Origin of the sequence: Janthinobacterium rivuli (genome assembly GCF_029690045.1) — a bacterium.
Taxonomy (GTDB): domain Bacteria; phylum Pseudomonadota; class Gammaproteobacteria; order Burkholderiales; family Burkholderiaceae_D; genus Janthinobacterium; species Janthinobacterium rivuli.
In genome coordinates this window covers 3009683-3023636 of the sequence record NZ_CP121464.1, presented here as the reverse complement: position 1 = coordinate 3023636, position 13954 = coordinate 3009683, and the positions used below count along the sequence as shown (strand labels likewise).

Sequence of the window (13954 nt, the reverse complement as noted above, 5' to 3'; positions counted from 1 at the left end):
TTATCGACCATCGGTTTTCCCGCAAAAATCACCTGCCAGCCATAGGATGGAGGCGGCGGATGCCGGGCGCCTCGTTTATAATTTCGACATATTTGCAGACTTTTCCTCATACGCTGAGATTCGTCTGTGCTTTTCACCCGAACATCTTGCAGATTGCGAATTACACCATGTCCACCATCCGTATCAATACCGCCGCCGACATCGAAGGCATGCGCGTTGCCGGCAAGCTCGGCGCCGAAGTACTCGATTACATCACGCCTTTCGTCAAGGTCGGCGTCACGACGGGCGAACTGGACCGCCTGTGCCACGAATACATGGTCAACGTGCAAGGCACCATCCCTGCCCCGCTGAACTACTGTCCTCCTGGCTACACGCCCTACCCGAAAGCCATCTGCACCTCCGTCAACGACGTCATCTGCCACGGCATTCCTGGCGACAAGGTCTTGAAAAGCGGCGACTCCGTCAACCTCGACATCACCGTCATCAAGGATGGCTACCACGGCGACAACAGCCGCATGTTCCTCGTCGGCACGCCCACCATCCTGGCCAAGCGCCTGTCGGAAATCACCTATGAATGCATGTGGCTGGGCATCGACCAGATCAAGCCTGGCGCCCACCTGGGCGATATCGGCCACGCCATCCAGCAGCATGCTGAAAAGGCCGGCTACAGCGTGGTGCGCGAATTCTGCGGCCACGGCATCGGCAAGGTCTTCCATGAAGAGCCGCAAGTGCTGCATTACGGCAAACCAGGCACCCTGGAGCGCCTGGAAGCGGGCATGATTTTCACGGTCGAGCCGATGATCAACTCGGGCCGCCGCGAAATCCGCGAAATGAACGATGGCTGGACCATCAAAACCAAGGACCGCAGCCTGTCGGCGCAATGGGAACACACGGTGCTGGTGACGGAAACGGGCTATGAAGTGCTGACCGTCTCACCCGGCATGCCGCCGCCACCCGCCTTGATCCTGAACAAAGCCTGATTCTCCATCCCACGCACCGCCACCCCAGGGCCCAGATGAAAAAGCAAGTTCGGGAACAGCTGAAACAGCAACTGAAAGCCGACCGCCAGGTCGTCATTGCGGCCTTCCAGGCCGACGGCAAGCCTGAAAAACTGCTGCGCAGCCTGCGCCACAGCGTCGATGGCGTGCTGGCGCGTGCCTGGCAGGAAGCGGGCTTGCCGCCAGGCACGGCCCTGGTGGGCGTGGGCGGCTATGGCCGCGGCGAACTGTTTCCGTATTCCGACGTCGACCTGCTGATCCTGCTGCAACAGGCGCCCGATGCCGCCACGCAGGAAAAGCTCGAGGAATTGGTGCAACTGCTGTGGGACCTGGGCCTGGAAATCGGCCACAGTATCCGCACGGTCGATGAGTGTTTGATCGAATCGAAGGCCGACATCACGGTGCAAACAAGCTTGCTCGAAGCGCGCCTCGTGTGCGGCAACGCGGACCTGTTCGCGCAGTTGCAGCAGCGCTACGACGCGGCCATGGACCCGCAAGCGTTCTTTCAGGCAAAAACGGCGGAAATGCGCCAGAGACACGCAAAATACGAAGACACGGCCTTCAGCCTGGAACCGAATTGCAAGGAAAGCCCGGGCGGCCTGCGCGACTTGCAAGTGATTTTGTGGGTGGCCAAGGCGGCCGGCCTGGCCAACTCGTGGCGCACCCTGGCCACGGGCGGCCTGATCACCCTGACGGAAGCGCGCCAGTTGATGGAAAAGGAGCGCGCCTTCAAGGATATTCGCGTGCGCCTGCACCTGCACGCGGGACGGCGCGAAGACCGCCTCGTGTTCGACGTGCAGACGGCGATCGCCGAATCGCTGGGCCTGCAAGCGACGGGCAGCGGGCCGCACATGCGCCGCGCCAGCGAATTCCTGATGCAGCGCTACTACTGGGCCGCCAAGACGGTGACCCAGCTCAACACGATTTTGCTGCAAAACATCGAGGCACGGCTGTTTCCGCAAGACGACGTGGCCGTGCCCATCAACGAGCGCTTCAATGAAGTCAACAGCCTGATCGACATCAGCGCCGACGATACCTTCGAACAATACCCATCGGCCATGCTGGAAGTCTTCGTGCTGATGACGGAACGCCCGGCCCTGAAGGGCATGACCTCGCGCGCCACGCGGGCCCTGTGGCACGCGCGCTTCAAGATCGACGCCGCCTTCCGCCAGGATCCCGTCAACCGCGCCCTCTTCCTGCGCATCATGCAAGCCCCGGTCGGCATCATCCATGCGCTGCGGCGCATGAACGAGATGAGCATCCTGGGGCGCTACCTGCCGAATTTCCGCCGCATCGTGGGCCAGATGCAGCACGACCTGTTCCACGTGTACACGGTCGACCAGCACATTTTGATGGTGGTGCGCAACATGCGCCGCTTCACGATGAGCGAACATGCGCACGAATACCCGTTCTGCAGCCAGCTGATGGCCGATTTCTCGCAGTCGTGGCTGCTGTACGTGGCAGCCCTGTTCCACGACATCGCCAAGGGCCGCGGCGGCGACCACTCGAAGCTGGGCGTGGCCGACGCCACCCAGTTCTGCCAAGACCACGGTCTGTCGGAAGAAGACACGGAACTGGTGGCATTCCTGGTGGAAAATCATTTGACCATGTCGCAAGTGGCGCAAAAGCAGGATCTGTCCGATCCCGACGTCGTCCAGGCCTTTGCGAAAGTGGTCAAGGACGAGCGCCACCTGACAGGCCTGTACCTGCTGACGGTGGCCGACATCCGCGGCACCAGCCCGAAAGTGTGGAATGCGTGGAAGGGCAAGCTGCTGGAAGACCTGTACAAGATCACCCTGCGCGTGCTCGGCGGCGAGCCGCACACGGCCGACCGCGAGCTGAAAAACCGCCAGCAGGAAGCGCTGGCCACCCTGCGCCTGTACGGCTTGCCGCCCGATGCGCACCTGAAACTGTGGCAGCAGCTGGACGTGGCGTATTTCCTGCGCCACGACGCGTCCGACATCGCCTGGCAGACGCGCTCGCTTTATGACAAGCTCGACAGCAAGTTGCCGGTGGTAAAATGCCGGCTGGCGCCCATCGGCGAAGGCTTGCAGGTGGCCGTGTACATTCCCGACCAGCCCGACCTGTTCGCGCGCATCTGCAGCTATTTCGACCGCAAGAATTTCAGCATCCTCGACGCGAAGATCCACACGACGAAAAACGGCTATGCGCTCGACACCTTCCTCGTCACCGAGCAGAACTTCGCCAAGAGCTACCGCGACATCATCAGCCTGATCGAGCATGAGCTGGGCGAGCTGCTGCAGTCGCAAACGCCGCTGCCGCCGCCGGGCAAGGGACGGCTGTCGCGCCTGTCGCGCACCTTCCCCTTCCAGCCGACCGTGGATTTGCGGCCCGATGAAAAGGGTCAATATTATTTACTGTCGGTGGCGGCCAACGACCGCACGGGCTTGCTGTATGCGATCGCCAACGTGCTGACCAAGTACCGCATCAACTTGCACACGGCCAAGATCATGACCCTGGGCGAGCGGGTCGAAGACGTCTTCCTCGTCGACGGTCCCGCGCTCAACAATGCCCGCAACCAGATATTGCTGGAAACCGATTTACTCGATGCGCTGAAAGTCTAAATACCTTCTGCGCAGCGCCTACCCTTACTGAAACTGAAACAACATGACCGAAGAATTATTACGCTTGTCCAAACGCATGTCCGAACTGGGCCTGTCTTCCCGCCGCGAAGCCGATGAATGGATCGCCCGCGGCTGGGTCCGCGTGGATGGCAAGGTGGTGTCCGAGCTGGGCAGCAAGGTCTACCCGAGCCAGAAAGTCACCGTGGAACGCCAGGCGGCGGCCGAACAATCGAAGCGCGTCACCGTGCTGATCAACAAACCCGTCGGTTACGTCAGCGGCCAGGCCGAAGACGGCTACACGCCCGCCGTAGCCCTGATCAAGGCGGAAAACCGCTGGGCGGAAGACCGCAGCCCGGAACAGTTCCACCCGACCCAGCTGCGCAGCCTGGTGGCGGCCGGCCGCCTGGACATCGATTCCGTCGGCTTGCTGGTCCTGACGCAGGATGGGCGCGTGGCCAAGCAACTGATCGGCCACGATACCGATATCGACAAGGAATACCTGGTGCGCGTGAGCTACACCAAGGGCGGCACCCTGCCCGACAGCGAGCTGAAAAAGCTCAACCACGGCCTGTGGCTCGACGGCAAGCCTTTGCTGCCGGCCAAGGTGCGCTGGCAAAATGAAGACCAGCTGAGCTTTACCCTGCGCGAAGGCAAGAAACGCCAGATCCGCCGCATGTGCGAAGCCGTGGGCCTGAAAGTGCTGGGACTGAAACGCGTGCGCATCGGCAAGGTCAAGCTGGGCGACTTGCCGACAGGCCAATGGCGTTATCTGAGCGCGGACGAACAATTTTAAGCTACGACGTCAAGGTGCCATGCAAGACTACAACAGGAATATAGTGATATAAAAACAATTATTGTGATTTACTTAGTAAATATTGCTTTAAACCTATACACTATTCCCCATTAGAACAAAAGAGATACGCTGTCGTGAACGATCCCATCCCCAATCCCCTGCGCAAAGGCGCGCCCAGCCTGGCTGACGTGGCCGAGCCGATGGCGCCCGGCACCAAGCCGCACCATATGAGCGATCCGTGGGATATCGGCGAAACCCTGTGCAGCCTGGCTGACAACGGCGACGCCATTTCCATCTACCCGGCGGGTGGCGAAGACGTCATCATGGCGCGCATTCTGTCCGTGGACGACGACTTGCCGCAATTCGTGCTGGAACTCAATGAGGGCGCGACCCTGCCGCCTGGCGGCGCCACGTTTGTGTCGTGGGTGCAAAGCGCCAAGCTGCAATTTACCATCAATGGCGAATGGGAAGCGTATCCCGAGCGGCCGAACGTGTACCTGACCAACTTCCCCAGCCATTGCCTGGTGCTGGAACGGCGCGAATCGACGCGCCTGGAAACGCCGCTGGGCGTGTACTACCTGGCCGCCTTCGTGCTCGAGGGGCGTCCATATGAATTGCAGCTGTATGATTTCTCGGCCGGCGGCATCGGCATGCGCGCCCATCCGCGCGACACGGTCGGTCTGTACGTGGGGCGCAAGCTGTCGCGCGTGCGCCTGGAACTGGGACCGAACAAGGTCATGATCGCCGACCTGGAAATCCGCCTGTCGCGCACCTTCCGCTCTTTCCTGCTGGGCGAGCAAGTGCAGATCGGCTGCCGCTTCCTGAACCTGACGGATGCCATGCAGGATGAATTGAAAGTACTGCTCGATGACCTGGGCAGCAGCCGCAAGGTGCGCTAGGTTTGCTTCACGCATAAAAAATGGCCGCCCAGCTCATGCTGCGCGGCCATTGTTTTATCGTCGACAGGTATCGGGCGCCTAATCGTCGTCGTTTGGGTCGAGATCGGGGAACATCACCTCGGTATAGCCGAACTGCGTGAAGTCGACGATACGCATCGGATACAGAATGCCGTGCAAGTGGTCCACCTCGTGCTGCACCACGCGCGCATGGAAGCCGTCGCAGTCGCGGCTGATGGGCTGGCCGAACTGGTCCACGCCTTCGTAGTGCAGCTCGCTCCAGCGCGGCACGCTGCCACGCAGGCCAGGCACGGACAGGCAGCCCTCGAAACCCTCTTCCTTGCGTTCCGACAAAGGCGTCAGCACAGGGTTGATCAGCACGGTTTCGGGCACTTGCGGCGCATCAGGGTAACGCAGGTTCTGCTTGAAGCCGTAGATCACCAGTTGCAGGTTGACACCGATCTGCGGTGCCGCCAGGCCCGCGCCATTGGCCGCATGCATGGTGTCGAACATGTCGGCGATCAAGGCATGCAGTTCGGGCGTATCGAATTCACGCACGGGCTCGGCCATGCGCAGCAGGCGCGGATCGCCCATCTTGAGGATTTCACGTACGGTCATTTTGCGTCCAGTGCCGATTGCAGTTCTTGCAGGTAAGTGCGGAAGGCCGCGCCCGTTTCAGGGTGTTTCATGCCCATCGCCGTCGTTGCCTTCAAGTAGCCAAGCTTGGAGCCGCAATCATAACGCTGCCCCTGATAGCGGTAAGCCAGCACGCGCTCTTCGCGCATCAGGGCGGCGATGCCGTCCGTCAACTGGATTTCACCGCCGGCGCCCGTGCCGATATTTTCCAGGTGGCTAAAGATACGGCTGGTCAGCACATAACGGCCCACCACGGCCAGGGTCGATGGCGCCTCTTCGGGCGCAGGCTTTTCCACGATGGCCGAGACCAGTTCCAGGTCGGGCTGATAATTCTTTGCCGAGACAATACCGTACTGCTTGGTTTCCGCGCGCGGCACATCCTGCACCGCCAGCAGCGAGCAATTTTCATACTGGAAGACATCGGTCATCTGCGCCAGCACGGGGCGTACACCCTCTTCCACATCCATGAAGTCGTCGGCCAGCAAGACGGCAAACGGCTCGTCGCCGATCACGGGACGGGCGCACAGCACGGCATGCCCCAGGCCCAGCGGCGCCGACTGGCGGATGTAAATGCAATTGATGTGCTTGGGAATGACGTTTTGCACCATGTCGAGCAATTGGCGCTTGCCAGCCGCTTCCAGTTCCGACTCGAGCTCGTAAGCCGTATCGAAATGGTCTTCGATGGCGCGCTTGTTGCGGCCCGTGATGAAGATCATTTCCGTGATGCCGGCCGCCACGGCTTCTTCCACCGCGTACTGGATCAATGGCTTGTCGACGATGGGCAACATTTCCTTCGGTTGCGCCTTGGTCGCGGGCAAGAAACGGCTGCCCAGGCCGGCGACGGGAAAGACTGCTTTTCTGATTTTTTTCATGGGTCTTTTGTAGTATGTTGAATGGTTAGTCCTGCGCCAACAGGGCCAGCAAGCCAGCCTCGTCGAGGATGGCCACGCCCAGTTCCTGCGCCTTGGCCAGCTTGCTGCCAGCGTCAGAACCGGCCACGACATAGCCTGTCTTCTTCGATACAGAACCGCTGACCTTGCCACCAGCCGCCTCGATCAGCTCCGCGGCCTCGTCGCGGCTCATATTGGGCAAGGTGCCCGTCAGAACAAAGGTCTTGCCGTCCAGCTTGCCGCCAGCGGCTGGCATTTCAGGTAATTGTGACAGTAATTCATTGCGCAGGGCGTCCAGTTGAACCAGCAGCTTGACATTGCTCTCATCGGCCAGCCATTGCGCCAGCGCTTCGGCCACGGCGGCGGGCAAGCCAGCGTGGAAGCTGGCGCCTTGCGCGGCCAGGCTGGCCAGGGTCACGCCCCGCTCCACCAGCTGCTTGCTGCGCGGCTCCGTCAGCTTCGGGATGCCGATGGCTGCCAGCAATTTGATTTCCTCGAGCTGCGTGCGCAGCTTGGCGCTGGGCGCATGTTCGCCTTGCGGCGTGACACCGGCATCGAGCAAAGCCTGCAGCGCCTGCAGGTTCTTTTCCTCGGCAAAGAAGTCGGCGATCGACTCCGCCACGGTGCCGCCGATGTCGGGCAGCACGCGCAGCAAAGCCGCCGGCGCTTTGCGCACATAGGCCAGACTGCCCAGCCACTCGGCCAAGGTCTTGGCCGTCGATTCGCCCACGTGGCGGATGCCCAGCGCGAACAGGAAACGCTCGAGCGGCGGGCGCTTGCTCGCCTCGATGCCGGCCAGCAGGTTTTCCGCCCACTTGGTGGGAATCTTGCCTTGTTGCACTGTCTCTGGCGTCGAACCATCGCGCTCATCGGCGCGCACTTTCATTTCCAGCAATTTATCCAGGGTCAGGCTGTACAGGTCAGCGAGGCCATGCACGTATTCCAGTTCGACCAGGGTATCGATATAACGTTCCCCCAGGCCTTCGATATCCATCATGCGCCGTCCCGCGAAATGGCGGAACGCTTCCTTGCGCTGCGCCGAGCAGAACAGGCCACCCGAGCAGCGGGCAATCGCCTCGCCCTCTTCGCGCACCACGTGCGAGCCGCACACGGGACACGCTTCCAGCATCTTGAACGGCAGCGGCGCCGGCGCCAAACGTTTTTCCAGCACCACGCTCAGCACTTCGGGGATGACGTCGCCGGCGCGGCGCACGACGACGGTATCGCCCACGCGCACATCCTTGCGCAGCACTTCATCTTCATTGTGCAAGGTGGCGTTCGTCACCGTCACGCCGCCCACGGACACGGGCGCCAGGCGCGCCACGGGCGTCATGGCGCCCGTGCGGCCCACCTGAATATCGATGCCCAGCACCTGCGTCAGCGCCTCTTCGGCGGGAAATTTGTGCGCCAGCGCAAAGCGTGGCGCGCGCGACACAAAGCCCAGCTCCTGCTGGTCTTCCGTCGCGTTCACCTTGTAGACCACGCCGTCGATTTCATACGGCAAGGCGGGACGGCGTGCGCCGATATCGGCGTAGTAGGCAAGCAAGCCCTGCGCGCCCTGCACCACCTTGCGCTCTTTTGACACGGGGATGCCCAGGGTTTCGTACCAGTCCAGCAAGGCCGAATGCGACACCGGCATGGCGGCGCCATCGAGGGCGCCGATGCCATAGGCATAGAAACGCAGCTTGCGCTGCGCCGTGATGCGCGAATCGAGCTGGCGCAGGCTGCCAGCGGCCGCATTGCGCGGATTGGCGAATTCCTTCTGCCCCGCCTCGCGCTGGCGTTCGTTCAGGCGGGCAAAATCGCCCTTGAACATCATGACTTCGCCGCGTACGTCGAGCAGTGCGGGAATCTTGTCGCCATGCAGGCGCAAAGGGATGCCGGAAATGGTGCGGATATTCGCCGTCACGTCCTCGCCCGTGGCGCCGTCGCCGCGCGTGGCCGCCTGCACGAACAAGCCGTTTTCATAGCGCAGGTTGATGGCCAGGCCGTCGAATTTCACTTCGGCCGCATACGCGACGTCCTGCGCGTCGAGGCCCAGGCCTTCGCGCACGCGGCGGTCGAAATTGACAATATCGTCGTCGGTGAAACCATTGTTCAGCGACAACATCGGCACCGTGTGCGTGACTTGCTCGAATTGCGGCAACGGCGCCGCGCCCACGCGCAAGGTAGGCGAATCGGGCGTGCGCAAGTCGGGATGGGCCGTTTCCAGCGTTTGCAGTTCGACGAACAGCTTGTCGTACTCGGCGTCGGGAATGGTGGGATTGTCGAGCACGTGGTAGGCGTGCAGGTGCCGATTAAGTTCGGCGGTGAGATCCAGGACGCGCTGGGCGGCGTCCTGGTTGATCGGATCAGTCATTGTTGCGAGATTCTTCAGCTAAATAAACGCAGGGCGCGGGTAGACCCGGCCGGAATGTCGGCCGCGTCCATTTCCTGGTAAAACTCTTGCACCTGGCCAGCGATCTCGGCCAGCGCCGCATCGGACAGGGCCTGGTTGTAATCGTCGACGATGGTCGCGTCCAGGCGGCCCACCAGTGCCTTGGCGCAAGCGACCATGGCGCCAAAACCGTCACGCGCAGGCGCCACGCAAGGCACGTCCAGCAGCAGGGTCAGGCGCGGCGTGGTTTCCTCGGCCAGCGTCACATTCGTCGACAGCGAGAACAGATAGCCGCCGTCGCCGTCCGGCATGACGAAACGGCCGTCCGGACGCACGTCGAAGCCCTGCTTTTCCAGCGCGAACAGCAAGGTGGAAATGGCCCATGGCGCGCCATTCGTGTGCAGGTTCACGCCCAGCTGGGCATCGTGGCCGGCCACGAAGCGGTGCAGATTGCGCGCTTCGGCCATCACTTCCATCATGTCGGGCACTTCCGGCTCGGCGCCTATCTCGTCAGCCACGCCGCGCAGGCGCGTGACCAGTTCCGAGTATTCGAGTTCATTCAGGGCCGTGCTGCGGCTGGCCAGTTGCACGCCGCCCTGCATCTTGGTGTAGACACCGCCATGCGTGATCGGTTCCCAGTCGCCATTCACGTGCAAACCGATGAAGTGGACAGGCTTGTTGCCCACCAGGCGCAGGGTTTGCAGCACGGGCAATATCTTGTCGCCGCGCACGGGCGCTTCCAGCGACAAAGGCAGCAGGCAATCGATGAGCGGGTCGACCAGGCTGGTCGCCTGTTCGCTGGCGGCGCTGACTTCCTGCTGCGCCGGCGCGGCAGGGCTGGCAGGGACAGGATCGGCATCGGCCAGCGACGGTTCCGCATGCACCGGAAAGTCCGGCACGGCGGCGGCAGGCGCTGCGCCAAACGACGGTTCGGCCTTGGCGGCGGGCGCCGCGTCAAAGCGCGGCTCCTGGCGCAGCACGGGTTCCTGGGCTTCGACCGCGGGGGCGTCGCCCTCGCGCATCAGCACGTCGTCGTGGTCGGTGGAAAAGGCCCGTTCCACGCTTTTCTTGGCCTTGTATTCCTGCCATTTGTTGTACGAAAAAACGCCGACGATAAAGACGCCGCCGGCGCCGAACAAGGTAATTTGAAGGTCTGTCATGCTGCTTGTGCCTCGGTTGCAAAATTTGCGGCGGACTCCATGTCCACCGCCACGATGCGCGATACGCCCTGCTCCTGCATCGTCACACCGATCAATTGATGGGCCATTTCCATCGCAATCTTGTTATGCGAAATGAAAAGGAATTGGGTCTGGTCGGACATGCGCTTGACCATGCGGCAGAAGCGTTCCGTGTTCGAATCGTCCAGCGGTGCATCGACTTCGTCGAGCAGGCAGAACGGCGCCGGATTCAGGCGGAACATGGAGAACACCAATGCGGTCGCGGTCAGCGCCTTCTCTCCACCGGACAACAGGTGGATGGTGGCATTTTTCTTGCCGGGAGGCTGCGCCATGACTTGTACACCGGAATCGAGAATCTCGTCGCCCGTCATGGTCAGTTTCGCCTGGCCGCCGCCGAACAGAATCGGGAACAGCTCGGAAAAGTGATGATTGACCTTGTCAAACGTGTCTTGCAGCAAGTCGCGCGTTTCCTTGTCGATCTTGTGGATCGCGTCTTCCAGGGTATTGATCGCTTCCGTCAGGTCGGCATTCTGGGCATCGAGGAAATTCTTGCGCTCGGACGCCTGTGCCAGCTCGTCCAGCGCGGCCAGGTTGACGGCGCCCAGGCCCGTGATGGCGTTCGTCAAACGCGTGACTTCGCCCTGCAGATACGATGGACGCATGTCCGGGTGCAACTTTTCCGTCAACGCAGCCTCGTCGGCGCCCGACTCCAGCAATTGCTGGGCGAATTGCTCCTGGTTCAGGCGCGCGGCCTGCTCCTTGAGCTGCATTTCCATGATCTTGTCGCGCTGCGGCTGCAAGCTGCGTTCCGATTGCGTGCGCGCATCTTCGGACAGGCGCAGCTGCTGCGTAATCTGGTCCAGTTCGTGGCGCGCGTCCGCCAGCGCCCGCTCCTGCGTGGTGCGGCGTTCTAACAGGTCCTGCAAGCCATCGGCCGCCGCGCCGCTTTCCAGGTTGGCCAGCTCGAGTTCGCCCGCCTGCAGGCTGGCCGTCACTTGCTGGGCTTGCGTACTGGCCGTGGCGATATTGCGGCGCAATTCCTCGATCTTCGCGCGGTGGGCTTTTTCCGCGTATTCCGTATCTTTGGCGGCGCGTTCCAGGTCACGCAAGGCTTCGCGCGCCTCGGCCAGACGCTGTTCCTTCTGCAGGAAGTCCGTATGGCCGTCTTCGTGCGCTTCCTGCAGGTTGCCCAGCTCCATGTCCAGCTGTTCGAATTTTTCTTCCGATTCCAGCTTGGTCTGCATCTGCTCCGCTTCCTGCGCGGCAATTTCCGCCAGGTCCGCGCCGATCTGCGTGCTGCGCTGACTAAAACGCGCTTCCACTTCCGACAGTTTCACCACATCCAGCTGCAGGGTATGCACGGACGATGTCAGTTGCTGGATGCGCAGGCGCAAATCGGACAGGTTGCGCGTCAGGGTAGCCACGGCCGCGTCGGCCCGCACGGAACGGGCGCGCGCCTCTTCGGCCAGCAATTGCTGGGCGCGCAACTGTTTGCCGATATTCTCGATTTCCTGCTGGCGGCCCAGCATGCCTTCCTGCTCCGAATCGGCTGCATAGAAGCGCACGCTGGTGGCCGTGACCACGTGGCCCGCGCGGGTGACGAAATAGCCGCCCGGCGGCAATTTTGCGCGTTCAAGCAAGGCTTCGGCCGCGTCTTCCACGGCGTAGGCGTTGTACAGCCAATCCTGCAGCAAGCCGCGCAAGCCCGGATCATTGAGTTTCAATAAGTTCAGGAAAGGCTTGAGGCCCGGCACTTCCGGCTGCGGCAACGGCGCCACGGTGGAAGGCGCGTACAGGGCCAGCTTGGCCGGTGGCGCGTCGGCAAAGAAGGCCTTGGCCCAGTCGATGTTCGACAGTTGCAAGGCCGACGTGCGTTCGCGCAAGATCGATTCCATGGCCGCTTCCCAGCCCGCTTCGATCTGCAGCTTTTGCCACAGGCGCGGCAAGGTGTCGAGCTCGTGCTTTTTCAGCCACGGCTGGACCTTGCCCTGGGTTTGCACCCGTTCCTGCAATTGTTTCAAAGCGGAAAGACGCGCTTCCAGCTGGGCGTTGGCGGCCGTTTCGGCATTCACCTGCGCCTGCGCCTCGGCCCGCTCCTGCTCCAGCTTCGGTTGCTGCTCCAGCGCTTCTTCCAGGTAAAAACCCTGCTCTTCCAGCGTCTGCTGCTTTTCTTCCAGCTGCAGTTTCAGGTTTTCCAGGTGGCTGCTGTCGGGCAAACTCAGGCTGTTCTTTTCCTGCTGCAGGCGCTCGCGGCGCGTGAGCAGGCTGGCCAGGATGTTCGAGGCGTTGCGCTGGTGCGCCGACTCCAGTTCCAGCTGCTGCTGGGCCTGCATGATTCGGGCGCGCGATTCCGTGCTCTTGTTTTGCGCGGCGCGCCAGGCGGCGTCGAGCTCGGGCAATTGCTCGCCCTTCTGCTCGGCCATCATTTGCGATTGCTCCACCTTCGCGGCCAGCTCTTCGAGGTGGAATTCCGCCTCTTCGATCTGTTCCTGGTATTCGCCGCCTTGGCTGTTCCACTGGTCGCGCTGGGCCGTCAGGGTCGCCAGCTGTGCCTGCAAGCGGGCGCGCGATTCGATGACGAACTTGATCTGCGCTTCCAGGCTGCCGATTTCCGCATTCGTCTGGTACAGATGACCCTGCGCCGTATGCAAACGGTCGCCCACGGCAAAGTGCGCCTGGCGCATCTGCTCTAGCGTCAGTTCCACGTTGCGCAGCTTGGCCGTCTGTTCTTCCAGATCCGTCTGCGCCTGCTCCACTTCGCGGAAATAGCGCGTCTGCTCGTTTTGCGCCTCGTTCTTGCGCAGCAGCCACAAGAGTTTCTGCTTTTCTTCCTGGTCCGCCTGCAAGGCGTGGAAACGCGTGGCCACGGCCGCCTGCGCTTCCAGCTTTTCCAGGTTGGCATTGAGTTCGCGCAAGATGTCTTCCACGCGCAGCAAATTCTCGCGCGTGTCCTGCAGGCGGTTTTCCGTCTCGCGGCGGCGTTCCTTGTATTTGGAGACACCTGCCGCTTCTTCGAGGAAGACGCGCAATTCTTCGGGGCGCGATTCGATGATGCGCGAAATCATGCCCTGGCCGATGATGGCGTAGGCGCGCGGGCCAAGGCCGGTGCCGAGGAAAATATCCTGGATGTCGCGCCGGCGCACGGGCTGGCCATTGATGTAATAGGTGGAGGTGCCGTCGCGCGTCAGGGTGCGCTTGACGGCGATCTCGGCGTACTGGCCCCATTGGCCGGACGCCTTGCCATCGTTATTGTCGAACACCAGTTCCACGGAAGCGCGCCCGGCTGGCTTGCGGTGGGTGGAGCCATTGAAAATGACGTCCTGCATCGATTCGCCGCGCAATTCAGATGCTTTCGATTCGCCCAGCACCCAGCGCACGGCGTCGATGATGTTCGACTTGCCGCAGCCATTCGGCCCGACCACGCCCACGAGCTGGCCTGGCACCTGGAAATTGGTGGGATCGACGAAAGACTTAAATCCCGACAACTTGATGGAAGAGAGACGCACGTGTTTTAGAGTTCCTGGCCTATGCTGGCGGTTATATTATGGGTGAACCCGGTTCATACTCAGTTCAGGTGCACGGTGGAGGCCTGGCCACTCAC

Annotated in this window: 9 protein-coding genes; 4 read left to right on the top strand and 5 right to left on the bottom strand. The window is 61.9% G+C overall.

The genetic code is table 11. The features are described from left to right. Window positions 1–167 precede the first annotated feature (167 nt). From map to P9875_RS13880, 4 genes are all read left to right on the top strand, one after another. Window positions 168–980, top strand: coding sequence for a type I methionyl aminopeptidase (gene map / locus P9875_RS13895; protein WP_035826955.1), 813 nt, complete (start codon window positions 168–170; stop codon window positions 978–980). Between the two features lie 35 nt (window positions 981–1015). Further along, complete coding sequence (locus P9875_RS13890; protein ID WP_278318716.1) at window positions 1016–3583, top strand: [protein-PII] uridylyltransferase; 2568 nt, start codon at window positions 1016–1018, stop codon at window positions 3581–3583. Between the two features lie 43 nt (window positions 3584–3626). After that, on the top strand, window positions 3627–4376 hold the full coding sequence (locus P9875_RS13885; RefSeq protein WP_278318715.1) for a pseudouridine synthase: 750 nt from the start codon (window positions 3627–3629) through the stop codon (window positions 4374–4376). Window positions 4377–4510: 134 nt separating this feature from the next. Continuing rightward, window positions 4511–5275 carry a flagellar brake protein gene (locus P9875_RS13880; RefSeq protein WP_099379869.1) on the top strand — a complete coding sequence of 255 codons (765 nt, stop codon included), beginning with the start codon at window positions 4511–4513 and terminating at the stop codon, window positions 5273–5275. A gap of 78 nt (window positions 5276–5353) precedes the next feature. Here P9875_RS13880 and def read toward each other — a convergent pair whose 3' ends face one another. The 5 genes from def to smc are packed head-to-tail and all read right to left on the bottom strand — an operon-like array spanning window position 5354 to window position 13859. After that, window positions 5354–5890: a peptide deformylase gene (gene def, locus P9875_RS13875; RefSeq protein WP_034752265.1), complete on the bottom strand. Its 537-nt coding sequence runs from the start codon at window positions 5888–5890 to the stop codon at window positions 5354–5356. After that, on the bottom strand, window positions 5887–6780 hold the full coding sequence (galU, locus tag P9875_RS13870) for a UTP--glucose-1-phosphate uridylyltransferase GalU (RefSeq protein ID WP_278318714.1): 894 nt from the start codon (window positions 6778–6780) through the stop codon (window positions 5887–5889). Before galU ends, def begins: the two co-directional genes overlap by 4 nt. A 25-nt stretch (window positions 6781–6805) precedes the next feature. Next, a complete protein-coding gene (ligA, locus tag P9875_RS13865; RefSeq protein ID WP_278318713.1) occupies window positions 6806–9157 on the bottom strand; it encodes an NAD-dependent DNA ligase LigA in 2352 nt (783 codons plus the stop codon). Between the two features lie 14 nt (window positions 9158–9171). After that, entirely contained in the window at window positions 9172–10335 is a 1164-nt protein-coding gene (locus P9875_RS13860; RefSeq protein WP_278318712.1) for a cell division protein ZipA C-terminal FtsZ-binding domain-containing protein, read from the bottom strand. Next, window positions 10332–13859, bottom strand: a complete 3528-nt coding sequence (gene smc, locus P9875_RS13855) for a chromosome segregation protein SMC (protein ID WP_278318711.1) — start codon at window positions 13857–13859, stop codon at window positions 10332–10334. Before smc ends, P9875_RS13860 begins: the two co-directional genes overlap by 4 nt. Window positions 13860–13954: the final 95 nt, after the last annotated feature.